We start from the raw sequence: 26997 nt of genomic DNA, 5'->3' as shown, positions 1-26997 counted from the left end.
ATGCCTCCAAAATATAATCAGTTCAAGGCCATGCTGGCCATTACCAAGGCCAGCTTTCGTGCCATTCTGCGTAGCCCCTCGGCTATCGTATTTAGTATCTTTTTCCCTTTGATCTTTATTCTGGTCTTTGGGTTTATTGGAAACAGTGGAGGCCCTTCCTACCGGGTGGTTTTAGGAGCCAACAGTGATACCAACAACGTGATCTGGCACAGCTTACAAGCCACCAAAGGTGTGCGATTTGTGAACTATGACAACGCAGACGATCTGAATACTGATTTAAACAAGGGACGCATCACTGGTGTACTGACAATTCATAAGAAGTCAGCTGCCGATACATCAGCACATTATCGAATTGACTTCCGGTCTACCACTGCCAGTGCAGATAAAGTAGCAACCTTTCTGCCGCTTTTGGAAAACACGGTGGACCATATAGACCGCGCTACGTTTAAGGGCCAACAGAGCATTGCACAGATTGTACCCAACATCCAACAGGTACGCGAATACCGCACCATTGATTTTATCCTGCCCGGCCAATTGGGCTTTTCGCTCATGAGCGCATCCATCTTTGGTGTTGCCTTTCTGTTTTTCAGTTTACGCCAGCAGTTAGTGCTTAAGCGTTTTTATGCCACTCCTATCCGCCGCGGTTATATTGTATTGGGTGAAGGTCTTAGCCGTGTGATCTTTCAATTGCTGACAGCGGTAATTATCATTGCTATTGGACACTACCTCTTCAACTTTACCCTTATTCATGGATGGGAAACCTTTCTGGAGATCATGATACTAAGTTTCATTGCGCTACTAGTGTTCATGGGCTTTGGCTTTATCATCAGTGGGATAGCCAACAGTGAGAGTGTTATTCCTCCCCTTGCCAATATTATCACCTTGCCGCAGTTCTTGTTGGCCGGTACCTTCTTCTCTATTGATGTATTTCCTAAGTGGCTGCAACCCATCAGTCGCGCTATGCCACTTACCTACTTCAACGATGCCATGCGCAAGATCTCTTTTGAAGGTGCGCACCTCTCCGATTGCTGGTTACAAATAGCTGTTCTGATAGGCTGGGGTGTTATTGCTTATGGTGTGGCTATTAAAGTGTTTAAGTGGGAATGAGGTGGTGAGGGGTGAATACTACCACACAACGGCTCGCTTGGCAACGAGATATTACTTTCATAAAGAGATCAATAAACTTAAAAGCACTCCACTTGAAGGAGTGCTTTTATTATGCAGTACTGTTTATGGTTGCGGTTTGTGCGATGGCTAAGTCCTCTCTTCGGGAAGATTTAGGAGGGCCGTCCCTCCTCTTTGGGGAGCTGGAAGGGGCTCTGCTATTATTACTTTCCTTCAGAATACAACTTTTCAGTTATTGCATTGCTGCTTTACGATGAGTAGGTTTGTAGTCGTAAATAGGATGATTCACTAAAACCGACTACAATGAACATCGCTGTTTTAGGCACAGGCGTAGTAGGACAAGCCCTTGCCGACCGTCTTTCCGGTCTTGGCCACCAGGTATTTATGGGTACCCGTAATGTTGCTGACAGCTTAGCCAAAACGGAAGCTGACCGAATGGGCAATCCCCCTATCGGCACTTGGCTCAAAGAACATCCCAAAGTACAACTGGTAACCTTTAAAGAAGCGGTAGATAAGGGAGGTAAGCTAATTGTATTTGCCATGAATGGCCAGGTGGCTAAAGAATGTCTACACGCTGTAGGTGAACAACTGCTGAATGGCAAAATATTGATCGACATTTCCAATCCACTCGATTTCAGTAAAGGCTTTCCCCCAACACTTTTTGTTTCCAATACCGAAAGCTTAAGCGAGCAGATTCAAAACCAATACCCTACACTCAAAGTGGTGAAAACACTCAATACCATGAGCAACCCTGTTATGGTTAATCCTAAACTGATTGAAGGTGACCACAGTGTATTTGTTAGTGGAAATGATACAGCGGCAAAAGCAAAAGTCACTGATCTTTTAAAAAGCTTTGGTTGGGAAGAAAGGAACATTCTGGACTTAGGTGATATCACAACTGCCCGAGGCACAGAAATGATCCTTCCCTTGTGGCTGCGTTTGTACAGCAAGTTTCAAACGCCTTTTTTTAACTTCTCGATCAAAAGGGCTCAACTCTAAACCCGACAGCTAGGTTGATACAACTAATCACTTCCTTATTGAAGACCAACTGAACATGAAACAGGCAATGATGCGTGTTTTAGTGCTGCAGGTAAATGGTACGATTGCCATACAACTTTGAAAACTTCACGCTCCAAATACAGACCGTTTATGAAAAGACTTCTTTTTATCAATGCTGTTTTAGTATCATTATTAGGTCGGGCGCAAACAGTAAACAATAAAGGGAATACAAAGCCGGAAATTAGAATGCTGATGAACGACTGGATGGTAGCCACAATGAAAAAAGATGTAACCACACTGAATAAAATCATGGCTCCTGAGTATAAGCTATATGATATCTACCCTTTTGACAAAGCACCGGCGACAAGAGAAACATGGATGACAAACGCAATACAACATTTAAAGATTGATTCTGTTCACTATTATACGATGAAAGTGGATGTTATTGATAACACTGCAATTGTACAATCAAAATTTTATTGGGCGGGCTCTTTTTATGGCCAACCGTTTGCAGACTCAGCATCCATATTGGTAGATACGTGGATGAAAAGAAAACAAGGATGGCAGGTGGTAAATCGACTGCGGGTAGACAAACCAGAATAAGGCCATCGATCCTGTGACCCTAAAAAAACAGGTGCATTTTTAGTTGACGATTATACTACTGTTTTACCCCGCTACTCTGGAAGGCTGCTTAGCATTTTCTTCAAAAAATCAAACATATGCGGGACAAAACAAAAACACTGCTTTACCAATGGTTCAATGAAGTTTGGAACCAAGGCCTGGAGGATTCTATTGAACAATTAATGGCCACTAATTCATTTGCTCATGGTATAAAATCAGAGGAGCAATTGCAAGGCCCTGCCGGATTTAAAACATTCTATCACGGCTTTAAAGACCAGTTCGATGATATACATATTGATGTTAAAGAAGTAGTGAGCCAGGACGATATGGAATGTGCTCTCACAGAGGTTATGGCTACACACAAAGAATCAGGCAAAAGAATAAGTTTCACTGGCCTATGTATGGTTAGAATTGAAAATAATCAAATTGCAGAAGCCTGGAACCAGTACGACTTCCAGGGAATGCAACAACAATTGGAACAAGAGCCGACGTCTCTTGCTGAATGATATTCTTTAGTTGTGTTTGTGTCCAAGCGGGGCTTCCATGCCAAACTTTGTGTTTAGGAAGCCCTCGCTTGTGTTTATGTAAAATAAATCAATAATCATTCTTATAATTTATACTCATTTAAGTTAAGCAGTGCGTATAGCAGATGACTGCTGGTAGTTGATAGTTGACAGTCTGCAACTAGAGGCGATTATCTGCCATCTGTCAACTGTCAACTGTCATCTGTCAACTAAATATGTCATTCTCGGTTCCCGCCGTGTCTCCTTTATATAGCCTTGCGTGTGGAAAGAGACACGGCGGCAATCGTAACGGTTAGGTTACCTGCTTTCTTACGCCTTTGTTGACGATCATCCTAACTATGCGCGGTGGCTGCACCACCAATCTAAGTGCAGGGAGGTTGTCAATAAGTTAGCTATCTTTCATTACTATTGGTAGCCAAAACGTAAGCCGCCACATCAATCCCAACAACGATGTAACCTTCAAAATAATCCCTATGGCATACGACACAAAACTTGCCGACACTGTAAGAGAATACTTTAACAACTTTTCAAACTTAGCAATAACGGAAAAGAAAATGTTTGGCGGACTTGCATTTTTAGTGAATAACAAAATGTGTGTGAATGTAAGTGGCAACAACTTAATGTGTCGCTACGACCCAGCTTTACTACCAATTATAGAAGGAAGAAAAGGTTATCAAAATATAATCATGAGGGGAAGGCAACTTGAAGGGTTTTGCTATGTTACACCAGACGGCTTTGCAACAAAAAAGGACTTTGCGTATTGGCTAGACATTTGCCTGGATTACAACCAGAATGCAAAGCCTTCACGGAAAGCAAAGAAAAAATAACAACTGCAATCCTAAGCTGGTGCGGTTGCTCTGCGTAGCCTATATATGGAGATTGCAACAACCGAAACACAGGACACTTTATCCTATTTAAAAAGTTTTCAATAGTTGATCACACTCCTGATATACTGTATTCGCCTCAACACCAACGGTATAAAACACTTGCGCTTTTAGGGTTAACAGCTAAAATAAAAACATGCGCTTTTCATGTTAACGCTAACAAAGAAACGCAAATGAAAGGGGCTAATAATAAATGGTTTGCAACTCAACCACAACTCTTACCTACCTGCAAGAACATGCGTATAGCATTCATGTAAATGGGATAGCTTACCGGTCCTAAACACTAAAGGAGGTAAGTTATGCAACAGCTTTTTATTGGTTTAGATGTCCACAAAAAAACGTGGGCGGTTACTATCCAGGAAGAACACCTTGTTGTCAAACGCTTCACTATGGAAGCCAATGCAGCCATCTTAGTGAACTATATTCAAAAGCATTTTCCCCATCACCAGGTACAGTGCTGTTATGAGAGCTGCTGCTGCGGCTACCACATCTACCACTCCCTGACGGCTGCGGGTTGGCAGGTGCTGGTGGTCAACCCCGGTGATATTGCCCGTGGCCATAAACTTGCCGTTTGTAAAACCGATAAGATTGACAGCACCCACCTGGCCCAGGAACTGGCGGCGGGACGACTCACCGGCATTTATATTCCATCGCACGAACAAGAACAGTTCCGTAGCCTTTTTCGCCGGCGTAATGACCTGGTTAAAAATATCCGGCGTATTAAGTGCAGCATTAAAAGCATGCTCTTGTACTATGGCATTGTACTGCCTAAAAAATACGACACCATCACCTGGAGTAAAGAGATGCTCCAGTGGCTGGGGCAGCAGCATTGGTCTTACACACCAGCTACCACAGCCATGCACAGCCGATTAGCAGAACTGGAATTTTTGAAAACCCAGTTCCTACAGGTCTCCAAGGAGTTGCGCATCTATACCCGCAAAAACCACCGCCAGGATTATTACCTGTTGCGCTCGCTACCGGGTGTGGGCCCCCTAACCGCCATCGGGGTCTTGGCTGAAGTGGGCGACATCCGCCGCTTTAAAGGCATCGACCGCTTAAGTGCCTATGTGGGGTTAGTACCTGCCGTACACAGCTCCGGTGGACGCACCTATACCAAGGGACTAACCCGGCGTAGTAAAGCCCTGTTGAGAAGCTATTTGGTAGAGGCGGCCTGGGTGGCATGCAAAAAAGATCCGGTCTTAATGCAGTACTACCAGGAGCGCAAAGGTGGTGATCATAAAAAGCTGATCGTCAAGCTGGCTGCCAAGACCCTCAGCCGGATGTACCATGTGATCAAAACAGGAGAACCCTACCAATTGGAAAAAGTAAAAGCCCTGGCCTAACAGAGGCCTGTATCTTATTACCGTTCTGATCTTTTAACACAATGCAGAAAAGGCATTTAAAAATAAAAAGTGGCGACTGTAAAACACGCTATGCAGCTCCCTGTGCTTAGTATAGGCCGAAGACTGCTGTCGTATAGCATACAGCGCCACTTCCTTTGCCTGTAATAAATGCTTGCAGCGGACACAAGGACTCCGACTGCTGATAGGATGCCAAGACAAAGGTAATAAGGTGAAAAAAGACAACCCGACCGCGCAGCTGGCGTAAGGCTTTTTTTAGTAATCAAAAGGGAAACGGATTAAAGGATTTAGTCAGCTGGCAGGGCCCCTATTGTGCTTTAGAATACAGCGGCGGCGGCCCTACCAACTTACCGCTTATACTACACTTTGAAAACCAACGTATCTTTATCAGCAACCAGCTATCCCTATTACATAGGATTTAGGTGTTGTGCGCAATGCTACCGGACACACCCTAACAATTATGAGACAACTATTGACATTTATCCTATTTACATCTTTAATCAGCTGTGATCAGACAAAGAACAAATCAAACAAAAACGAAAATACTTTGACTAACGAATTCACCGTTTTTGATACATCTAATCACTTGCAACCTGACTTTGAAAAATCAAAATTTGACACTCTTCATGGCTGGGATTTGGGCTGGGCGCTTTTAGAGCCGATCAATATTGCTAAAACGCAAGACGATGACAAAGAGCTTTCCAAACGGTTTTCACCTGGACAAAAGGCATTATATTTCATCTGGTACTTAGATGCAGAAGTAACGAACGGAGGGTTTATTCAGTTCTATTGGAATGGCTACAGAAAATATTTACCCGCAATAAATGATGGACTAAAGTTAATTGGCGACAATTCCATGATTAATCTAATTGACAAAGCCGACAAGGAGTATTTGGCTAACAAAGATAAATTCGCTATTCAAAGACAAAAAGATGATTGGACACCACTTTATGAAAATCTAACATCATTTGACAAGTTGGACAGTATTTACTATGCGACACATGACAAAATGATGAACTTACTAGAAAAATACGCCCGACAAAACCCAGAAGAGTTTATAAAATTAAAATAATATGTAGTCTGGTATAAGCACTCGCGCACAACAAGGGTGGCTGTTGCACAACTCGGAACTAAAACAGTATTTGTATGTGGTTTTTTGATTTTAGCAAGCGTAGCTTAAGCTGGTTTGTATTTGCTCTCCTCTTCGGCTGTAGAGAACCGGTAGCCAGTACAGCATAACCAGTAGCTGGCCAAGCGTTTTTTCGCCTTTGCCTTCGGCTTCCCCCATCCATTTTAGGAGTCTTTTCAAATTATAACACACGGCGGCCATCAGCAAACACTTGTTGGCCAGCTGGATGCCTCTTGTGTTCACTCGTCGCATCCCTAAAAAGTTCACCAGGGTACCAATCACCGGTTCGACGGTGGCTTGCCTAAGCCGTTTCATACGTTTGGCTTTGCGGGTTTGTAGCCGGAGATGCATCTCATCATAGAGGGGTTTGTCTACAGTGTCTTCAATCTTTTTAAAATCACTTTTACCAATACAGGTTTTTCTCAAAGGGCAGTTCCTGCAATCCAAAGAACTGCTTCTGTAGACCCGCATCTGGTACGTGCCATCATGAGAGTCCTTGATGCGTTTAAAAGGAAGCCTTACTCCCCGGGAGCATTGGTAATAATCCCCGCCGGCAAAATAGCGGAAGCCTTCCCGGGTGGGTTTATATTGCCCAAAGTTGGGGATATAGCCGGTGACACGGTACTGCTTCAGTGCTTTTAGGGCCTCCGAAGAGGAGTAGCCCGCATCGCAGAGTACTTCTTTTACTTTTAAGCCTACCGCCTTTACATTGTCAATGGTATGCCGGAGTAATGAGGGCAAACACTGCGAGTCTTTTTTACTGGCATAGTCGGCCTGTATACAAGTAATAACGTGATGGGCGGTATCGACACTGAGTTGCCCCAAATAGTTTAACTGGCGGGGCTTGCCGGGTTTGACGGCCACACGGGCATCCCCATCGGTAGTGCTGTAGTGGGTGTGGTTGGAGACAAAGCGAGCCCGCCATCCACCACTGGGCCGCCCTTGGTAGGCCTTCCGCTTCCAGCCGTGATGCCACTGCACTTGCTGGTGTTTGAAGACGGAGACGGTTTGCTTTTCTGTTTGCTCTTCGTCCTCTGCATCTTCACCGAGTTCACCTGCATAGGCTTCCCCGTCCTGCACAATTTCTTTTTCTTTTAAGGAGTCCATCGACGCATTGGCTTTGACATGCACCGAGTCCAGGGCCTGGCGTTTGCCCTTCACCATGCCTTGTTGCACACACTGGCGTAAGACCCGTTTGAAGAGTTCTTTAAAGACCTCTTCACCCAGAAGTTGACGCGTGCGGCTGATGGTAGAATGCCAGGGCAGCGGTTCGTCCAGGGAGTAACCGATAAAGTACAAAAGATCCAGGCGCAGGCTGACGGTCTGGATGATTCTTCGATCGCTTAAGAGGTTCTCGAGATAACCAATTAAAATGAGTTTGAAGAACACCACCGGGTCCAGCGATTTGTGGCCCTCACGGCCATAGTACTTTTGGGTGGCTTCATAGAGCCACTCCACATCCATGATTGCTTTTAAGCGGCGGTAGAAGTTGTCACGCGGCACCCGCTCCGAGAGGCGGAAGGAAGCAAGGCGCTTGTCTTGAAAAGGTTTCTTTCCTTGCATGGTTTAATTTACCACTTTTACAGTGGCTTTAGGAGGCTGAGTTGTGCAACAAGCACAAGGGTTTTGCAAAATACGGGCGATAGAATACCGCCTTAGCAACATTTGTAATTCTAATCAACTGTTGTACTTTGGCCGTAGTAAATCAAAAGTTACGGCCAAGCGAACGACAGGAATGCTAATGCCCGTACTTCGCAAAGCCCCGAACGTTGGTGGCAATGCTTTAGAAGCATAACCCATTGTAGGAACTGACCGGAAATACGGCTAAATCTATTTTAATTTTTTTCTCATTATGAATATTCCAATTACTATCGCCCAAACAATAGCTAATGAGAGGTATATATTTAAGGAAACCTCGTGCAGCGTGTCAAATTGAAGTATTCCTGCTACAGTATCTCCCAGGCACGAAATGCCAGTACTAATGGTTAACCAACCTATATATTTGAACTCATTTTTCTGAAGTTGATAACCAATAAATATCCACCAAACTGCAGCAAAACTCATCTCCAGCAAGTTCCACAAGCCGCTATAAACCGCGTCATTTATTAATTTGAAGTTGGCCGTCAATATTTGCTGCTCAGTAACATTAGCAGAGTGAAAGGCATCCATTATATTAGGCCATACAACAGCCAGTATAGAGGCACCTATACTTCCGATCAAAACATAAGCAACGCCGCTAAAAGTCACCAAATTATTCCATGCCGACTTTTCTTTCATCCAATCATGAAAAAGGTAAATTATGGGGAGCAATAAAAGATAATAGCCAAACATGTCAGAAATCATTGACCAACGAGCCGCAACTGAATTTGTGCCTACTGTTGATAACACCAGAACAGGATCTGATAGTGCATCAATATTAAAATTTACAGCAATAAGGGTCAAAATAATACACGCAAGCGCAATTAGGCCGGATAATATCGTTATGATACCGATCGACCTTTGCTCTTTTATTAAATTCATTGTCCTTTTTTTTCGAAATTATATTGCAGCTAAGAGGCGATCATTTCTTTTGTAATCAACTGTTAAATAATAAGTATGATGTGTGGACTCTATATGGCTTCGATGAAAATATAATTTCCGAGACTACTTTTTGATGTAAAAAGACGAAATATAATGGTGGAGAAAACAGGAATGGAAATTCGGTTTATTACCACAACTGCCACCAACATTTGGTTTTAGGCAAGTTGGCTTGACCTTGTAACATCATCTGATTGTAAATGCAAGCTTTTGTTCAGGCAAAGAATAAATAGTAGCTCTTGTACATAACTTCAACAGTAAATTTTCAATCAGCAGCGGTTACCGGCAGACGAAATGAGGAAACAGTGGAAGTAGAGCCTATACTGACAACGATTAAGAAAAATGGTTCTTTTTCTAAAAGCCTCCCGATGTTTGGCAGTCTGTGTACAACACTTATAGCTGCAACACAAGCTAAAGACTAACATTCAGCTATTTAATCATTAATCAACGGTAGAATAGGTGTTAAACGGCCGCAACACGGACTTCCTGTGCTGCCAGCAATACCATCCACGTCGTTAGCCTCTGCCTCTCACCCTCCCCAACTTTAAGAAACCCTCCACATTAATGCCGCTTCTTAATGATACTTTTGCGACTTAAATAGCCGTTTTGCAAGCACCTGTTTTTTTAATTACTCCTCCGTTTACACAATTGAATACGCCCTACCCGGCCACTGCCTATCTGAAAGGGTTCTTAAATACCAAGAATATCCCTTCCTACCAGGCCGATCTGGGTATTGAAGTAACGCTGGCTCTCTTCAATAAAGCAGGCCTGCAACAGCTTTTTGCACATATAGAAAGCGGCCACGAGGCCCATTCTGAAAATATTGAGCGCATTATTACGCTTAAAGAAGACTATATCAACACCATTGATGATGTAATACTCTTCCTGCAAGGCAAACGCCCTACTCTTGCTCACCTCATCTGTAAGCGTGACTTTCTGCCTGAAGCCAGTCGCTTTGCCCAGCTGGATGATCTGCATTGGGCCTTTGGCAGCATGGGTATACAAGACAGAGCCAAGCACCTGGCTACGCTGTACCTGGAGGACTTAAGCGACCTGATTAAGGAAACAGTGGATGAGCATTTTGGCTTTAGTCGGTATGCAGAGCGATTGGGCCGTTCCGCCAATACATTTGATGAGCTGTACACTTCTCTCCAGCAGGATTATACCTACATGGATCATATCCTTATTGATGTGCTTCAAAAAAGGATGGCTGAGGTACAACCGAAGTTGGTTTGTCTGTCAGTCCCTTTTCCTGGCAACCTGTACACGTCGCTGCGATGTGGACAGTGGATCCGTAAACATTACCCGGATATCAAGGTGGCCATGGGTGGCGGGTTTGCTAATACGGAATTACGCTCTCTCAGTGATCCTCGAGTGTTTGAGTTTTACGATTTCATCACGCTCGATGATGGTGAAGCGCCTATAGAGCAATTGATTGGACACATTAATGGCGAGAAATCACAGGCTGAATTAAAACGCACGTTCACGCTTATTGATGGCGCTGTTACCTACCTCAACAATTCGGCCTGCTCTGATTATAAGCAAGGACAGGTAGGCACTCCTGATTATAGCGACTTCTACCTAAATCAATACATTTCTGCCATTGAAGTGGCCAACCCGATGCACAGTCTCTGGAGCGATGGCCGGTGGAACAAACTGACCATGGCACATGGTTGCTATTGGGGTAAATGCACCTTCTGTGATATATCCCTCGATTATATCAAAAACTATGAGCCCATTACTGCTTCCTTGCTGGTAGATCGCATGGAAGAGATGATGACACAAACAGGACAGAATGGGTTTCACTTTGTAGATGAAGCTGCGCCACCTGCCCTGATGAAAGCGCTGGCACAAGAGATCATCCGACGCAACCTGGTGGTAAGCTGGTGGGCCAATATACGTTTTGAAAAAAGCTTTACCCGCGATCTCTGCCTGCTGTTAAAAGCATCGGGCTGTATTGCGGTAAGCGGCGGACTGGAAGTAGCTTCCGATCGGTTGTTGAAGCTGATCAATAAAGGTATCACGGTGGCCCAAGTGGCGCGCGTGAACAAGCATTTTACAGAAGCAGGCATCATGGTACACGCCTACCTGATGTATGGCTTCCCTACTCAAACAGCCCAGGAAACGATCGACTCGCTGGAAATGGTGCGTCAGCTTTTTGAAGCCGGTGTTTTACAATCAGCTTTTTGGCATTTGTTTACCATGACAGCCCATAGCCCGGTAGGTTTAGAGCCTGCTAAGTATTCGGTAAAGAAAGTTACCGAAATGGTAGGCAGTTTTGCCAACAACGATGTTGAGCATATTGATCCTACAGGCGCTGACCATGAAAGCTTTGGCTATGGATTGAAAAAAGCACTGTTGAACTATATGCATGCTGCTTGTCTGGATTACCCATTACAAAAATGGTTTGATTTTAAAATTCCAAAGACCAGCGTAGCACCCGATTATATCCGCAAAGCCATTGAAGAGCCCGAGTTCACTTCACTACCTAACAGTAAATTGGTATGGTTAGGTAAGACGCCTAAAACAGAAACATTTACAAAATCAAAGAAAGGCGCCCAGTGGGAAGTAATGTCACTCACCTTTCAAACCAAGAAAGCAGTACATACGATTAATGTAGAACCAGAAAAGGGAGCATGGTTCATCAATTTATTACCTAAGATCAGTGTGAGTAACCCCACTCCGCTTACCCTTCAGCAGGTAAAAGCTGATTATGAATACGCTGGACTGGAAGACTTTGAACTATTCTGGGACAACAAACCCATAAATACGCTGTATAAGGCGGGACTCTTACATTTATAATGCTTCAATACCGTTCAGGGCTTTTAAATATGTTTACGAGTTCACCTGTTTACAAGTTCACCTGTTAATGAAAACTAACTTGTGAACTTGTGAACTTGTGAACTTGTGAACTTGTGAACTTGTGAACTTGTGAACTTGTGAACTTGTGAACTTGTGAACTTGTGAACTTGTGAACTTGTGAACTTGTGAACTTGTGAACTTGTGAACTTGTGAACTTGTGAACTTGTGAACTTGTGAACTTGTGAACTTGTGAACTTGTGAACTTGTGAACTTGTGAACTTGTGAACTTGTGAACTTGTGAACTTGTGAACTTGTGAACCTACTGATCATTTACTCGGAACCGCTTTTCAATGACCTTTAGCTGCGGTTCGGTTAGTGAAGATGTTTTCTTTAGTACACTTATAAAATGGGCAACTTCTTCTTCTGTAGCTGGACAGCCGCTGTTTTCACCAGGCTTGTTTTGCGCATCGGCTAATAGTTTTCCATTCTTATCCAGTACCACCCAATAGGGTATTCCCAGATCAGCACCGCCGAGCTTTGTCAGCATTTCCAATGCACCGGCATTCTCCAGCTCTTTTTTATTATCTGACTCGTAAACAGAGAGGTGCGTAGTTACATAGTTTTTATCAATTAACGGTTTCACCGCATTATCATGTAGGGAAGAATCCATTTTACGACACCACACACACCAGGAGGCGTGAAAGATCAATAGCACATTCTTGTTTTCCTTGGCTGCTTTTGCATATACAGGCTTGAGTACTTCTGCTGCTGAGGGCACTTGGGTTTGCGCAGAGCAGTTAATGGTAGCTACCAAAACACAGATGAAACTAAGCGTCTTTCTCATTGAAAAAGATTTCCTTAAAGCTAAAGCAAATTCTGGTGTTTCGTTTAAACATAGCAAGTGAGCTATGCCCACCACTCCTTGGGTAAAGAAATAGAACAGGGAAGTAAATACCGGCAATGGCTATTGACAATTCAAGAAACAGGAGCCTGCTTAATACCTGGGTCCTGCTGTAGCCCTTCGGATCAGCGCAACGAGCACCGTAAAAATAGCGGAGCCGATAACAGCCCATATTATCGGGAAAGGTTTGCCTTCAATAGAAATTTCAAACATACGCGGCAGGCCAAACTTGCCTGCAATCCACAAACCAATATAGGCGCCTATAAAACCCACCACTATCGACACCAGGCACCCGCCCAGATCATAACCCGCCAAAGATTGTCCAACAGCACCGCAAATTGCAGCAATAACCAAAAGAACAAGAAAGCCTACCAATGTCATAGCTTGAAATTTATTTAAATGTAAAAAGGTTTTTGCCAAGGCTAACCTAACGCGGGTCCCTATCCGACGCCTTCCACAAAGAGAATCAACACATCCAAAATACCAGCTCTACAACTAGGACTTCGCGCCTGCAATAACATGCATCAGCAATACCTCACACCTCCTACTTATACAAAGCCCGGGCCATGCTACCTTACTGCCTTACATGTTGAGAGAGCGCACACTTATGAAGTAAAAGCCCGGGTTTTGCTTTTCTTTTCCTCCTAATCCCTCTCATCCTAATAATCCTGGTTCTGTCTCCCTCCTAATAATCTTAGTTCTAGCCCAATAATCATGGTTCAGTTGGTATCTTTGCCCCCAATCAAAACCTTCAACCACCTTGCGCATCATTAAACTGGCCGTAATCAGCTTCTTGTTTTTCTTTGTGTTGCTCACAGCTATTTCCTTATTTATTCCTTCTCATATTCGTATATCCAAGGCGGTGAATATTGGAAGCAGCTCATCGCAGATGCTTACCTATGTTGGTGACACTACTACCTGGAGCCAATGGCATCCCTTGGTGCAACAGCTGAAAGCGCAAGGGCGTCAGCAATACTTAAAAGCTACTCCATTAGCTAAAACAGATTCCACCGTTGTCTTTCAAATCCAGTACAACGACCAAACGCCTATTACCAATGGCTGGCAGGTATACCAGTTTCCTTCAGCCGATTCTTTAACCTTACAGTGGTATATGGACTTTCACCTAAAATGGTATCCATGGCAAAAGTTTGGCAGTTTGTTTTATGAAAAAACCTATGGAGCTATTATGCAGCAAGGCCTGGAAAACTTACGCCAAAGACCACTTCCTTAAAGCTGGTTTGATTAATCCTAAAAATTGTTTTCCCCTTTTATCATTTGATACTAGCATTAACAAAAAATATTTTAGAAATTAGTAGTACTCACACGTAAAGCAAATAGTACTCACATGTAAGCTCTTTCCACCTACGCGTACGGTAGTACCCCACTCACGCGTAAAGCAGTACCCTTTTGTGTCATTTGTAATTTAAAACCTGCTTTATGCAACATTTTTATGCATTCTATTGCCGCATGCGGAAACGTTTGTTCATCACCGCAGCACTGCTCTTTTTTACACTTACATTATTTGCTCAAATACGCATTCAGGGTAGAGTATCCGACGTTGAAGGCAAAGGCGTTCCCGGTATTTCAGTTAGTGTGCGAAACACTACTATTGGTACCACTACAGATCCGACTGGTAATTATGCCCTTGATGCCAACTTGAAAAAGGGAAGTTATAATCTTGAGTTCTCTGGCATTGGATACAAAACAAGAATAGCCCCTTTAACCATTGGTGATGCCACTTCTTATATAGTGAATGACAGCCTTATGCAAGATGCGCTGGGGCTAGATGAAGTGGTGGTGACGGGAACATTAGGAAGAAGTTCTAAGCGACAATTGGGAAATGCGATCTCTACCGTATCTGCAGAGCAACTACAAAATACCGGTGCGCAAAACCTGAGTGCTATGCTCAGTGGCCGGGTGATGGGTGCGCAGATCACCCAAAACTCAGGCGATCCTGCAGGCGGTGTTTCCGTGAAGCTACGGGGTGTAGGTTCCATATTTGGTTCTTCTGAGCCGCTCTATATGGTAGATGGTATTATCATTGATAACAGCTCCGTGAATGTGATCAACCAAAATGCCGATGCACAAGGCGCACAGATCCGCACAGGTGCCAACCGACTGGTAGATATCAACCCCAATGACATTGAACGTATAGAAGTGATCAATGGAGCCGCTGCAGCAGCAATCTACGGTTCTCGTGCCTCTAATGGTGTGGTACAGATCTTCACTAAAAGAGGTCGGAGTGGTAAGCCACGCGTTTCTCTCACCACCAGTATTCAACACAACTCCTTACGCAAACGTTGGGAAATGAATGACTATCCCTTCCGTTTTGGTATACCTGGCGATCCGCGGTTGTTTGCGGTTGGAGACCGCTTAACAACTATTGCCAACCTTCGTCCCGACCAGGCCACTACTCCTGGAACAGGCCCCACAGCACTTGGCGGACGCTTAGATCAAGTCAAATACCCTGTAACGCGCTACGACTACCAGGACGATATTTTTGAAAGCTCATTGGGAACCGACAACCATTTATCGGTTACTGGCGGTAGTGAAAATGCCAGTTATTATTTCTCAGGCTCTTATTTAAAGAATGATGGCATTATTAAGAATACCAATTTTCAGCGTTATGGCTTGCGTGCCCGAACAGACCTTACCTTGAACAGATGGGCTAAGCTGTCCGGCGGTATTTCTTATACTAACGCTAAGTCAAAGGATATGCCTAACGGTAACAACTTCTTCTCGCCGGTTAGCACTATGACCATCATTGATAATGTTTGGAATATCAATGAAAGAGACGCTAATGGCAACCTGTTGCATGTGGAAAGGGTCCGCGTGAATCCTTTATCAGTCATTGAAACATATGATATACGCCAGGAAACAAACAGGGCCTTATCAGATATCAAACTTACCTTAACACCTATACAGGGCTTGAGTGTAGATGTTACAAATGGCTTCGACACCTATGCACAGGAAGGACAAACCTATCAAGCCCGCTTGCCTTATGAAAACGTATCTGCCGACTTCTTCCCTGATGGCTATGTGAGCTATGGCAAATACAATTACTTCCAATGGACCACTGATGCTGTTGCTTCCTATAAATTTGATCTGACCAAAAACCTGCAATCCACTACCAGTGGCGGTTTTACTGCCCAGTATATTAAAACCACCTTTAACTCGCAGGAAGGACGGGATCTGATTCCCTTAGTAAAGACGATTTCGGCTGCCCAAAACCTTTTTACCACCCCGGTCGATAGAAGAACAGAGCAGTCCATTTACGGATACTTTCTTCAGCAAACATTTGGGTACAATAACAAACTCTTTTTAACACTGGCCGGACGTTTCGATGGATCATCTGCTTTTGGCAAAGACAATCAGGACATCTTTTATCCGAAAGCCAGCATCAGCTATACCATTTCAGATGAAAACTTCTGGGGTGATATGTCATCCAGCACGTGGTTTAATACCTTGAAGCTGCGCGCTTCTTACGGTAAGGCGGGTAACCTCACTGGTGTAGGCCCCTATGACCGCTTTATTACCTATCAGCCTATCAATTACACGGGAGGTGGATTTGCGCCACGTAACAGGGTGGGTAATAAAGACATAAAGCCAGAGATAAAGACCGAGTACGAATTTGGCGCCGATATGTCTTTCCTTAAAAACCGATTAGGTTTGCAGTTTAGCTACTACGACCAGGAAATCAAAGACCTGATACTTCCTTTCAATATTGCGCCTTCAAACGGAGCGGCTTCACTGATCGATAACCTGGGTACAATGACCAATAAGGGTTTTGAAGCTATGTTGACAGCTACACCAATTAGAACTAGCAACTTCTCTTGGGACCTCTCTTTATTAGTCAACCATAATAAGAACGAAGTCACTGAAGTGTATCGGGGAGCCACCTTTATTGGTTTTAATGCGGGTAACACTACCGGTATACTGGTAGGCTACCCTGTAGGTATTTACTATGTCAACTACTTTGCCCGCAATCCGGATGGTAGCCTACTCCTGCGTACTGTTGATGGATTTCAACTGCCCCAGGTAGAGCGCGGCGATGAAAGCAAGGGCACTATTGGAAGAGACGCTAATGGACAACCGGTTGGTACACCATTACGGAAAGTGCTGGGAGATCCTAATCCAGATTATACGGGATCCTTTACCAACGAGTTTAATTTTAAAAACTTCTCCCTTCGCATGCAATGGGATGGCGCGTATGGATACGAAGTGTATAACTGGGACTGGATTACCCGCAACAACGTAGGTAATGGACCAACAGCTGAAAAAGAACTAAAAGGCGAACTGACCCGTGGCTGGGTAGCGGCTATAGGTGGCTTTATAGGTCCGCGCATTCAGGAAGACCATGTGGAAAGCGGCGACTATACCAAACTGCGTGAGTTGGCATTGAGTTATACGTTTAGAAAATTCAAGTTCGCCGAAAATGTAAAAGTATCGTTGATCGGTAGAAACCTTTGGTCAATTGACGATTACCGTGGGTTTGATCCGGAAGTGAACTCCTCTGGTCAGTCAGTGGTTCGCGGAAACGACTTTGGTTCTTTCCCAATACCTAGAACCGTTCAACTATCCGTTATTGCCAACTTCTAAAATGTAGCTATCATGAAACAATTACTTTATATAATAACAATCTGCACTTTCATTTCAGCTACCATAGGGTGCAAAAAAGAATACGACAACCCTAATGAACCGGTGGAAGAGGAAGTCTACAGCACCGTACAGGGTATTACAGGGGTTATTGTAGGCATAAAGAACCGGTATGCCGTCAACAATTTAGGCCCGGCCACAGTATACCAGGCCATCAGCGCCAGTGGCCTGACAACTGGAGAACTAACCGTCCTTAATGCCGGTAATGCAGATCTAGCACAGTTATTAAATGGTGGTAATAACGTGTCTCCGGCCAATGGCGTGTTGGGTAGTCTTTGGATAACCACCAATATTGTCAATAGCGAGGCGCAAAAACTCATTAATAACGCAGAGAAGTTTACAGATGTAAGCACGAAAAACGCGATTAAGATCTATGGTAATTTGTATAAAGCGTTAGCAATAGGCACACTATCCATGTTTTGGGAACAAGTTCCCATTAATACAGGCCCTAACGCTCAATTTAGTCCACGCAAGGATGCCCTGCAACGTGCCATTCAACTTTTGGATGAGGCCTCCACGTTATTGCAAGGCACTACATTACCAGCCGACTTTATAAAAGCGGTTGGTGCTGAAATTGATGTAAAAAATACCCTGCTGGCCTTATCAGCCCGCTACAATATGATGCTCTTAAATAATGACCAGGCAATAGCGAAAGCGTCGGCAGTTGACCTTGCCAGGAAATCTGTCTTCTTTTATAACCTTATAAATCCCAATCCGGTTTTTCGGTCAGGATTGGTATCAAGTAATGTGGTAGGCATTAGAAAAGATTTAGGCTTACCGAGCAGTTTGGCTCCCCAGGCGGGTGACAAAAGACTACCATTTGATACGACTAAAAATGCGCAGAACGGATCGAGCTTTTTTCAGGGCGACGCTTCACCTATCCCTATCTATGTTCCCGGGGAAATGCTATTAATACAGGCGGAAGCTTATGCCAGAAAAAATGACTTAGCCAAGGCTGTTGAATTCTTAAACAAGGTGTTGGCCAAAAAACCAGCAGATGACCCTTATTTACTAGGTGCCGACTTGCCCCCTTATAGCGGACCTATGACACAAGAGGCTATACTGCAAGAGATCTATAAAAACCGGCAGATAGAATTATACTTGTTTGGTATGCGCCTGGAAGATAGCCGTCGCTTTAACCGACCTGCACCCGGTGCACCCGGAGCGGAAAGAACACGTAACTTTTACCCCTACCCGCAGCAAGAGCGAGATGGCAATACCAATACGCCGCAAGACCCCACCATTTAAACATCGTTAAAGGCTACCAAACGGTAGCCTTATTTTTTATGGGCTTTCTATTTTAGTATGCATTGATCAAGTTATAACACCGTTAGACAACCGACTTTTCCACATTTATACTCAAAACTCTTCAATAATGGAAAAGTTTAATGAATTTAGATATGCAATTCTCAGTTGCTTACGATTGCACTAATTCTATTTTTAAAACTGTGTTATGCTAAAAATTTATCTGCATGCTCTTCGCAACAAGCGAAAATTAATGACCACACTTGTATCTATCCTGATCTGTTCCAGCCTCTGGGCACAGGTACAGATTCAGGGAAAAGTTACCGATGCTGAGGGTAAGGGTGTACCTGCCATTACAGTAACGGTTAAGAACACCACATTTGGGACGTCTACAGATGTCAACGGAAACTATTCCTTAGCAGCCAACATTAAATCAGGAAACCAAACAATTATTTTTTCTGGTGTTGGCTTTAAAATGCAAGAAAAGCTCTTGCAACTTGGAAACGCAACCACCTATAACCTGAATGCACAATTAGCTCCGGATGCATTGGGTTTAGAAGAGGTGATCGTTACCGGTACTACACAAGGTACTACCCGTCGCCAGTTGGGTAGCTACATTAGCACCGTGAAGGCGGAAGATCTGACAAAAGGCGCCTCAACAAACGCACTGCAAGCATTGCAAGGTAAAACGGCCGGTGCCCAGATCATTCAAAACTCGGGAGATCCTGCCGGCGGTATGAGTGTACGCCTGCGTGGTATCAGTTCTATTAACAGCTCCTCAGAGCCTTTATACATTGTGGATGGCGTAATTGTAAACAATGCTACTACACGCGTTACCAATACCTCATCGAACTATGATGGCGGAAACTTTGTAGGACAGATTGGCCAGAACCGTATGGTAGATATTAATCCAAATGATATCGACCGTATAGAGGTGCTGAATGGTGCAGCCGCAGCAGCTATCTATGGTTCCAGAGCAAATGCTGGTGTGGTACAGATCTTTACTAAAAGAGGACGCAGTGGTGCCCCCCAGGTAAGTTTCTCTACTACAGTTATGAGAAACGAGTTGCGCAAAAAAGTACCTTTCAACCACTCTCCAGTAAAATTTGGTGGTTCTCCTGATGTGCTTACGCAAGATATCATTAGTGCGGTAGGTACTCCGGCAGCATTGCCTACTAACACTACTCCTGTAACACGTTACGACTACCAGGACTACATTTTTGATCCAGGTATGGGTACCGACAATAGTGTTTCTGTTAGAGGTGGTACAGACAAAACAAAATACTTTGCTTCTGCATCTTATTTATTCAATGAGGGTATTGTAAAGAACACAGACTTCCAGCGTTATACATTCCGTATGAACCTGGATCAAACACTGTCATCAACTTTATCATTTACAGGTGGCTTCAATTATATCAACAGCACCTCCAATGAAAAGCCTGATGGACAATCATTCTTTTCACCGCTGAACTCTATCAACATCATTGGTAACTTCCACAACATTTGGCAAAGAGATGCCAATGGTAACTTGAAAGCAGTTGGTGAAAGAGGTCGCGTAAACCCAGTGTCAGTCATTGAAGACGTCAAGCAAAAGCAAATTACCAACCGCATATTAGCCAATGCTGGTTTGAAGTTTAATCCAATCAAGAACCTGAACTTCAACTATACATTAGGTATTGATAATTATACGCAGAGCGGTACTACCTTCATTCCACCTTTTGCCTACAACGTAAACCCTGCGTTTTATGGTGGTGGCTTCCCGATCAATGAAACACAAAACGGTTATGCCAGTGCGGCAACTAATACGTTCTTCCAGATCAACCACGACCTAAGCGGTAACTACCAGGTTGATATCAATAATAACCTTTCTTCTTCTACACAGCTTGGTTATTCATTGCAATACGAGCGTAACAACTACCTTCTGGCACAGGGTCGCGGTCTAGCCCCAATAGTTGAAACAGTACCTGGTGCTACTACTATTTTACAACCAGCCGATGATCGTTCAGAAATGTCAATCTCTGGTGCCTATTTACAAGAAGGCCTTAAGTTTAAAAACCAGTTATTCTTAACCGGAGCACTGCGCTTGGATGGTTCTTCTGTATTTGGTAAAGAAGAGCGCAATCAGCTTTACACAAAAGCCAGTGCCAGCTATGTTCTTTCTGGAGCAGATTATTGGAACCTGGACTTTATGAACCTGTTCAAGCTACGTGCAGCCTATGGTGAGTCAGGAAACCTTACAGGTATTGGCGCTTACTCCCGCTTTAATACCTACTCAACAACCCCTCTGGTTGGAAGAACATCTTCAACCTCAGGAACTACCTTGGCCAATGAGAATGTAAAACCTGAGCGCCAGCAAGAATGGGAATTTGGTACGGACATGGGCTTCTTTAAAGACCGTTTAGGCATTTCGTTCAACTATTATATTAAAAATGTAAAAGACCTGCTGATCAACCGTTTTGTAGCTCCTACTACTGGATACTCCAGTTTGTTAGACAACATTGGTTCATTGCGCAACAAAGGTTTTGAAGTAGTAGTGAATGCAGCACCTGTTGCTAACAAAGACTTCAGATGGAATGTTACCGGTATCTTTAACCGCAACCGCAATGAAGCTGTACACATTGGCCAGTCGCTCATTTTATTCAGCACAAACCCAGGTGCCCCAGTAGCTATTATTGAAGGGCAGCCAATTGGTGTGTTCTACGGAACTTTCTTTGCCAAAGATGGTAATGGAAACGATGTAAAAAGCGCATCAGGATTCCCTCAAATTGAAAAAGGAACACAAAACAGTACATTAACCTATACTCCAGGAAGAGATGCTTCTGGCTTACCTTCTGGAACTACATTGCGTAAAGTTGTTGGTGATCCTAACCCTGATTATACAGCCACATTGACCAATGAGTTAAGCTACAAGAAGTTTGACCTGCGTGTACAATTGGACGCTGTTCAAGGTGTAGATGTATGGAATGCTGACTGGCGTACGCGTCAAGGTGTAGGTAATGGTGAAGTGGCCGAAATGGAGCACAATGGCGTTTTACCTCGCGGTTATATCAATAGCGTTTACGCAATTGAAGAATGGCGTGTAGATGATGGTTCTTTTGTTAAGCTGCGTGAAGTAGCCTTAAGCTATCGTTTAGGCCAATTTAAACGCTTTAATGACATCACCTTTAGCTTAAGCGGAAGAAACCTGATCTCTTGGGATAACTATAAAGGATATGATCCTGAAGTAAATGCTGCTGGTCAAAGTACTGTATTAAGAGCTATTGACTTTGGTGCTATTCCTATTCCAAGAACATACAGCTTCGGTATTGCTGCTAAATTTTAATTACAGAAACATCCTTTTATGAAAAAGAATTATTTAAACATATTTGTTTTAACATCATCCCTGATTGCTGTTACAGCTACAGGATGCAAGAAAGACTACAAAAACCCTAACCAGGCTACTACCGACCAGATCTTTGCTTCTGACAGAGGCGCAACAGCAGTAGCCGTAGGTTTACAAAAGGTTTATTCCGTTTCAGCTGCCAGCTCACTTTACGCACTGGTAAATGCGAATGGTTTTGTTACCAAAGAGTTGATTTTAAGAAATGCCGGTAATATTCCTGAATTGCAGTTATCTACCGGAGGTAGCGCTGTTGATGGAACCAATACCGTTTTAAACAACGTATGGACAAAAAGCAGCAAGATCATTTTTGATGCTGACAATGTTATCCGTTTTGCCAATGGTCTGGGTGATAAATCTTATGCCAGTGGATTGATCTCCTATGCTTCCATCTTTAAGGCCCTTTCAATTGGAAACCTGGCCATGTTCTGGGAAAAAGTTCCTGACACAACAGGACAGAACGTAGGATTCATTAACCGCGTTGATGGTTATAAAAAAGCAGTTGCAGTACTGAATAATGCTATAGCAGCTTATACGGCAGCCGCGCCTAGCACGGCTGTTTTAAACAGACTGCAAGTACAGGATGCTACCACAAAAGTTTACCCGATTGATATTTTGAATACCCTATATGCTTTAAAAGCGCGCTATTCATTATTTGCCGGAGATTATGCCACTGCTTTATCGGCGGCTAATCAAGTGGACCTGACCAAGACATCCGTCCTTACATTTGATGCCTTGAACCAGAATCCAGTATTTGAATCAGCAACAGCAACGAATAACGTATTTCAACCGGTAGATACCACATTAGGATTACCTAAAGTATTAGAACCCAATGTAGCTGATAAAAGAATCCCATTCTATGTAGGTATTAATACCAGCATAGCACCACGTTACAGAATCAAAGGATTTTATGCTTCTGGTACAACAGCTGTTCCAATTTACCTTCCAGGTGAAATGCTGTTGATCAAGGCTGAAGCCTATGCTAGACAGGATAAGTTACCTGAAGCGTTGATAGAATTGAACAAGGTCATCACTAAAAAACCATCAGAAGATGCTTTTGGTGTAGGTGCCGATCTTACTCCAATTGTTGGACCATTAACAAAAGATCAAATCTTGACGGAGATCTATCGCCAGCGCAGTATTGAATTATTCATGTCTGGTTTGCGGTTAGAGGATATGCGTCGCTTAGCCCGTCCTTTAGAGGAACGTAAACGGAACTTCTTCCCTTACCCCTTCCAGGAACGAGATAATAACCCCAATACCCCCGCAGATCCTACATTCTAATTAAGTAAAGGCTACCAACTGGTAGCCTTTCTTTTTACAGTTCATTACACGCACTCCTTTTGCGTTGCAAAAAATCTTTTCCTTTGCTGCAACGCTTTCCCATTACCTCTTGTCAATGGGGCAAGAATCACTTCATGGACTATTACCGGTTAGTCAAAGACTGCTTAAAAGAAAAGCCAGCAGCCCAAAAGGAGCTGTACGACCTATTTGCGGGTCCTATGCTGGGCATATGCTACCGGTACACTAAATCTATGGCCGATGCCGAAGATGTGTTGCAAGAAGGTTTTATAAAAGTGTTTCGTAATCTGCACCAATACAAACATGAAGGCGAATTGGGTGGCTGGATCCGGCGCATTATGGTTACTACCGCCATTAACTACCTTAAAAAGAATAGCCGCTACCAGACAGAAATGATTTATACCGATGATTACCTGCATGCAGTAACCAGTGATCATCCGGAGATCAGGTTGGGTGCCAAAGAGCTAGCCGAGCTCATTCGACAATTACCCACCGGCTATCAAACCATTTTTAACCTGCATGCCGTAGAAGGGTATTCTCATGTTGAAATCGGTGAGCTTTTAGGCATACATGAGGGTACATCACGTTCACAATATGCTCGAGCCAGGGGGTTATTAATTAACTGGCTTGAAAAGAAAAACGGCGACATAAAAAAGGAGACGTATGCAAGAACAAAATTTTGAAAAACAGGTTCAACATAAGCTAGAGGAGCTTTCGCTTACTCCTTCTGTCCCTGTTTGGCAAAAGGTGGAAAAGGAAATACGGGAAAAGAAAAAACGGAGACGTGCGATCGTCTTTTGGCTATTCCCATTGCTTTTAGGAACTGGCATGTTTTGGGGCATCAAACTTTTAACTACTATAAATGACCATCAGGTTTCTAAAATAGTTACGCCAAACACACAAATTGAAAATAAGCAATCTTTAAATCCTTCAAATAAGGAATCTGCCACTAACACAGAGAAGCAGCCTATTACAGCTATATCTATAAATCCAAAAGCACCAACCGAAACAACCAAAAGTTTATCTTCAGATGAGGCTGCCCAAAATAGTTCTTCTGCCACAGTAAAGACCAATGTGCGTCCCCCCGCTACACCAGATAAATCTATTTTAATTAGCCAGGAAAAAACGGATCATACAAAGCCAATAGGAAAACTAAGTAATAAATCAGCGATCATTGCTAGGGCGAAAAAACAAGTAAGCCCGACACAACCATTGAAACAAAAGAATACTACTACAGTAGTTCCAGGTGAAGCAATATTACTACCCGCTATAAGCGAACCAACTCAAGATGTAACAACTGGATATATTACAGAGATTACAGCCGATCCGGCAAGTAATTCTATTACTAAAACCCAACCTTTAGACCAGTTAATAAGTATAAAAGAAGGAGAACTAAAACCAACCATCATTTCAGACTCAATACAAAACAAAAAAGGGCAGGAAAAGGTGAGAAAATGGTCGTGGACAGCGCAAGCCTCCTACGGAATCGCTTCTTTACAAACCGACTTTCTATCTAAAGCCTTTGGCACACCGTTAGCCATGAGTGATCCTCTATCAAATGCCGGGTTTCCATCAACAACGCCCACACCTGCTGCGTTTCAGCCATCAAGAATGGAGAACGGAGCGGCATTACATGTTGGTATCGCTGTAAAAAGAAATATTGATAAGCGATTTTCAACAACAGCGGGCTTCCAATATAGCTATTTAACGCTTAAAAACAGTGTAGGTCAAACAGTGGTAAGAGATACGATGATCTTTAGGTCTGCTTCCGTTGATATGGTTTTAAGCCAATTCTATCGACCAGTACAAACTAACAGCCAGCTTCAAGAATATGTAAATAAATACCATTTTTTGGAATTGCCTCTAGGCATTGAATGGAAAGTAAATAGACGCCTGCCCCTGCATTTACAAACGGGCTTAAGCCTCGCTTACCTCTTTAAAACCAATGCATTGGTATATGACCCAAATGCCCGCATCTACTATCAAAACAATGACTTATTCTCAAAAATGCAGTTACAGTTTTTTAGTGGAGTAACCTACAACGTTTGGCAACACAAAAATTTGAGTATCCAGGTTGGTCCTTATTTACAATTTGGCTTAACCAGTTTGGAAAAAGAGAATAAGAATCATCATCTCCTGTCAACAGGGTTAAAAACAGCCTTTTCTTTCTAAAAAAAATGCCCTATTACGCAACGTCATTTTTAAAGTAGGTGTCAAGAGGGAAAATGACACATATGAAACAAATGACGCTTTTAGCAAATTCCATTGCGTTTTGTTTGTTGATGGCCCTTACTAGCTGTGTGAAAGACACCTGCACAAGTACCTATAAGATTTATGAACCCATTTACCAAAGTCTAAGTCAGGTAAGGGCTTCCATGAAAAGCACTGTACCGCAGGATTTAAAGCAAACAGGGAAACTCTACCTCTATAATGACTATATCTTTCTCAATGAGCTTAACAAAGGCATTCATATCATAGACAATACAAACCCCTCATCTCCTCGTAATATCAGTTTTATTCCGATCCCGGGCAATGTAGACTTAGCTGTAAAAGGAAATTATCTGTACGCTGATTCCTACTCGGATATGGTTGTGTTTGATATCAGCAAGCCTACACAGGTTACAGCGAAAAAATTTATCAATAATGTATTTCCATTCAGAGGAGGCTTCTACTGGGGGAACAGCTCTAACCCGGACTCATTGAAAGTAGTAGTGGGTTACACAGAAAGAGACACAACAGTACAATGTCAGACTACCCGGTTTTGGAACAACTGCGCCAACTGCATGTATGCTTCCGCCGATGCTACGGTACGTGCTTCAGCTTCTCAACCTACAGGCATGGGAGGCTCCATGGCGCGCTTTTCTATTGTAAACAATTACTTGTATACAGTTAGCACCAATGAGCTTTATACTTTTGACATTTCAGAAACATCCAATCCAAGCAAGATCAACCAAAAGCAGTTAGGTAACTGGAATATTGAGACCATCTATCCCTTTCAGGACAAATTGTTTATTGGTTCTAATAATGGTATGTTGATCTATGATATAACAACACCATCCTCTCCTACCTATATTTCACAGTTTTCACATGTACGCAGTTGCGACCCTGTCATTACGGATGGACAACATGCCTATGTTACACTTCGCTCAGGAACGCAATGCAATGGTTTTACCAACCAACTTGAAGTTTTAAACATCAGTAACCTGTTACAACCAAACTTGATCAAGACATACAGCTTAACCAACCCTCACGGCTTATCTAAAGATGGTGACCTCTTATTCATCTGTGATGGCAAGGATGGGTTGAAGATTTATGACGCCAAAGATGTAAATCAGTTGCAGGTATTAAAAAGAATAGAAGGTATTGAGACATATGATGTCATATTACATAACAATGTGGCGATAGTAGTAGCTAAGGATGGCCTTTATCAATATGACTATTCGGATAGAAGCAACATCAAACAACTTAGTAAAGTAGCTATAACCTTATAGT

At 43.2% G+C, this 26997-nt stretch carries 21 protein-coding genes; 17 read left to right on the top strand and 4 right to left on the bottom strand.

Annotation, left to right across the window (positions count from 1 at the left end; all coding sequences use genetic code 11):
• From SY85_RS22130 to SY85_RS22100, 7 genes are all read left to right on the top strand, one after another.
• Positions 1–1107 (top strand): ABC transporter permease, encoded by a 1107-nt coding sequence (locus SY85_RS22130; RefSeq protein ID WP_066407824.1) that lies wholly within the window; start codon positions 1–3, stop codon positions 1105–1107.
• A gap of 321 nt (positions 1108–1428) precedes the next feature.
• The gene (locus SY85_RS22125; protein WP_066407822.1) at positions 1429–2124 is read left to right on the top strand and encodes an NADPH-dependent F420 reductase; all 696 of its coding nucleotides are present in this window, start codon (positions 1429–1431) and stop codon (positions 2122–2124) included.
• Between the two features lie 150 nt (positions 2125–2274).
• The gene (locus tag SY85_RS22120) at positions 2275–2727 is read left to right on the top strand and encodes a nuclear transport factor 2 family protein (RefSeq protein WP_066407821.1); all 453 of its coding nucleotides are present in this window, start codon (positions 2275–2277) and stop codon (positions 2725–2727) included.
• Positions 2728–2843: 116 nt separating this feature from the next.
• Entirely contained in the window at positions 2844–3251 is a 408-nt protein-coding gene (locus SY85_RS22115) for an ester cyclase (RefSeq protein WP_066407820.1), read from the top strand.
• Between the two features lie 491 nt (positions 3252–3742).
• Positions 3743–4096: a TfoX/Sxy family protein gene (locus SY85_RS22110; protein WP_066407818.1), complete on the top strand. Its 354-nt coding sequence runs from the start codon at positions 3743–3745 to the stop codon at positions 4094–4096.
• A gap of 356 nt (positions 4097–4452) precedes the next feature.
• Entirely contained in the window at positions 4453–5496 is a 1044-nt protein-coding gene (locus SY85_RS22105; protein WP_066404799.1) for an IS110 family RNA-guided transposase, read from the top strand.
• A 478-nt stretch (positions 5497–5974) separates the two neighbouring features.
• Positions 5975–6586 carry a DMP19 family protein gene (locus SY85_RS22100; protein WP_066407815.1) on the top strand — a complete coding sequence of 204 codons (612 nt, stop codon included), beginning with the start codon at positions 5975–5977 and terminating at the stop codon, positions 6584–6586.
• 90 nt (positions 6587–6676) lie between these two features.
• Here SY85_RS22100 and SY85_RS22095 read toward each other — a convergent pair whose 3' ends face one another.
• Positions 6677–8206 carry an IS1182 family transposase gene (locus SY85_RS22095; RefSeq protein WP_066407813.1) on the bottom strand — a complete coding sequence of 510 codons (1530 nt, stop codon included), beginning with the start codon at positions 8204–8206 and terminating at the stop codon, positions 6677–6679.
• A gap of 267 nt (positions 8207–8473) precedes the next feature.
• Positions 8474–9163 carry a hypothetical protein gene (locus SY85_RS22090; protein WP_066407811.1) on the bottom strand — a complete coding sequence of 230 codons (690 nt, stop codon included), beginning with the start codon at positions 9161–9163 and terminating at the stop codon, positions 8474–8476.
• A gap of 296 nt (positions 9164–9459) precedes the next feature.
• Here SY85_RS22090 and SY85_RS22085 point away from each other — a divergent pair, with 296 nt between their 5' ends.
• Together SY85_RS22085 and SY85_RS22080 are read left to right on the top strand one after the other, a co-directional pair.
• Positions 9460–9642, top strand: a complete 183-nt coding sequence (locus SY85_RS22085) for a hypothetical protein (protein ID WP_066407808.1) — start codon at positions 9460–9462, stop codon at positions 9640–9642.
• Between the two features lie 184 nt (positions 9643–9826).
• The gene (locus SY85_RS22080) at positions 9827–12022 is read left to right on the top strand and encodes a B12-binding domain-containing radical SAM protein (protein ID WP_066407806.1); all 2196 of its coding nucleotides are present in this window, start codon (positions 9827–9829) and stop codon (positions 12020–12022) included.
• A 319-nt stretch (positions 12023–12341) separates the two neighbouring features.
• Here SY85_RS22080 and SY85_RS22075 read toward each other — a convergent pair whose 3' ends face one another.
• Together SY85_RS22075 and SY85_RS22070 are read right to left on the bottom strand one after the other, a co-directional pair.
• Positions 12342–12866, bottom strand: a complete 525-nt coding sequence (locus SY85_RS22075) for a thioredoxin family protein (RefSeq protein WP_066407805.1) — start codon at positions 12864–12866, stop codon at positions 12342–12344.
• Positions 12867–13016: 150 nt separating this feature from the next.
• Positions 13017–13304, bottom strand: coding sequence for a GlsB/YeaQ/YmgE family stress response membrane protein (locus SY85_RS22070; protein WP_066407803.1), 288 nt, complete (start codon positions 13302–13304; stop codon positions 13017–13019).
• A 379-nt stretch (positions 13305–13683) separates the two neighbouring features.
• On the opposite strand from SY85_RS22070, the gene SY85_RS22065 reads away from it, so the two are divergent.
• The 8 genes from SY85_RS22065 (at position 13684) to SY85_RS22030 (ending at position 26996) form a co-directional block, all read left to right on the top strand.
• Positions 13684–14154 carry an SRPBCC family protein gene (locus SY85_RS22065; RefSeq protein ID WP_066407801.1) on the top strand — a complete coding sequence of 157 codons (471 nt, stop codon included), beginning with the start codon at positions 13684–13686 and terminating at the stop codon, positions 14152–14154.
• A 206-nt stretch (positions 14155–14360) separates the two neighbouring features.
• On the top strand, positions 14361–17522 hold the full coding sequence (locus SY85_RS22060; protein ID WP_082886653.1) for a SusC/RagA family TonB-linked outer membrane protein: 3162 nt from the start codon (positions 14361–14363) through the stop codon (positions 17520–17522).
• Between the two features lie 12 nt (positions 17523–17534).
• Entirely contained in the window at positions 17535–18827 is a 1293-nt protein-coding gene (locus SY85_RS22055; protein ID WP_066407798.1) for a RagB/SusD family nutrient uptake outer membrane protein, read from the top strand.
• 205 nt (positions 18828–19032) lie between these two features.
• Complete coding sequence (locus SY85_RS22050; protein WP_082886652.1) at positions 19033–22146, top strand: SusC/RagA family TonB-linked outer membrane protein; 3114 nt, start codon at positions 19033–19035, stop codon at positions 22144–22146.
• Positions 22147–22164: 18 nt separating this feature from the next.
• Entirely contained in the window at positions 22165–23487 is a 1323-nt protein-coding gene (locus SY85_RS22045; protein WP_066407796.1) for a RagB/SusD family nutrient uptake outer membrane protein, read from the top strand.
• A gap of 83 nt (positions 23488–23570) precedes the next feature.
• Positions 23571–24188 carry an RNA polymerase sigma factor gene (locus SY85_RS22040; protein ID WP_226998939.1) on the top strand — a complete coding sequence of 206 codons (618 nt, stop codon included), beginning with the start codon at positions 23571–23573 and terminating at the stop codon, positions 24186–24188.
• A complete protein-coding gene (locus tag SY85_RS22035; RefSeq protein WP_066407786.1) occupies positions 24169–25677 on the top strand; it encodes an outer membrane beta-barrel protein in 1509 nt (502 codons plus the stop codon). The genes SY85_RS22040 and SY85_RS22035 overlap by 20 nt, the downstream gene beginning before the upstream one ends.
• 62 nt (positions 25678–25739) lie before the next feature.
• Positions 25740–26996: an LVIVD repeat-containing protein gene (locus tag SY85_RS22030; protein ID WP_066407784.1), complete on the top strand. Its 1257-nt coding sequence runs from the start codon at positions 25740–25742 to the stop codon at positions 26994–26996.
• The last annotated feature ends 1 nt before the right edge of the window (position 26997 follow it).

It is taken from the genome of Flavisolibacter tropicus (assembly GCF_001644645.1).
Taxonomy (GTDB): Bacteria; Bacteroidota; Bacteroidia; order Chitinophagales; family Chitinophagaceae; genus Flavisolibacter; species Flavisolibacter tropicus.
This window is presented reverse-complemented; position numbering and strand designations above follow the sequence as displayed.

Coding starts and splice junctions, on each gene's coding strand:
- SY85_RS22130 (WP_066407824.1), top strand. CDS start 1: ATGCCTCCAAAATATAATCAGTTCAAGGCCATGCTGGCCATTACCAAG.
- SY85_RS22125 (WP_066407822.1), top strand. CDS start 1,429: ATGAACATCGCTGTTTTAGGCACAGGCGTAGTAGGACAAGCCCTTGCC.
- SY85_RS22120 (WP_066407821.1), top strand. CDS start 2,275: ATGAAAAGACTTCTTTTTATCAATGCTGTTTTAGTATCATTATTAGGT.
- SY85_RS22115 (WP_066407820.1), top strand. CDS start 2,844: ATGCGGGACAAAACAAAAACACTGCTTTACCAATGGTTCAATGAAGTT.
- SY85_RS22110 (WP_066407818.1), top strand. CDS start 3,743: ATGGCATACGACACAAAACTTGCCGACACTGTAAGAGAATACTTTAAC.
- SY85_RS22105 (WP_066404799.1), top strand. CDS start 4,453: ATGCAACAGCTTTTTATTGGTTTAGATGTCCACAAAAAAACGTGGGCG.
- SY85_RS22100 (WP_066407815.1), top strand. CDS start 5,975: ATGAGACAACTATTGACATTTATCCTATTTACATCTTTAATCAGCTGT.
- SY85_RS22095 (WP_066407813.1), bottom strand. CDS start 8,206: ATGCAAGGAAAGAAACCTTTTCAAGACAAGCGCCTTGCTTCCTTCCGC.
- SY85_RS22090 (WP_066407811.1), bottom strand. CDS start 9,163: ATGAATTTAATAAAAGAGCAAAGGTCGATCGGTATCATAACGATATTA.
- SY85_RS22075 (WP_066407805.1), bottom strand. CDS start 12,866: ATGAGAAAGACGCTTAGTTTCATCTGTGTTTTGGTAGCTACCATTAAC.
- SY85_RS22070 (WP_066407803.1), bottom strand. CDS start 13,304: ATGACATTGGTAGGCTTTCTTGTTCTTTTGGTTATTGCTGCAATTTGC.
- SY85_RS22060 (WP_082886653.1), top strand. CDS start 14,361: ATGCAACATTTTTATGCATTCTATTGCCGCATGCGGAAACGTTTGTTC.
- SY85_RS22055 (WP_066407798.1), top strand. CDS start 17,535: ATGAAACAATTACTTTATATAATAACAATCTGCACTTTCATTTCAGCT.
- SY85_RS22050 (WP_082886652.1), top strand. CDS start 19,033: ATGCTAAAAATTTATCTGCATGCTCTTCGCAACAAGCGAAAATTAATG.
- SY85_RS22045 (WP_066407796.1), top strand. CDS start 22,165: ATGAAAAAGAATTATTTAAACATATTTGTTTTAACATCATCCCTGATT.
- SY85_RS22035 (WP_066407786.1), top strand. CDS start 24,169: ATGCAAGAACAAAATTTTGAAAAACAGGTTCAACATAAGCTAGAGGAG.
- SY85_RS22030 (WP_066407784.1), top strand. CDS start 25,740: ATGAAACAAATGACGCTTTTAGCAAATTCCATTGCGTTTTGTTTGTTG.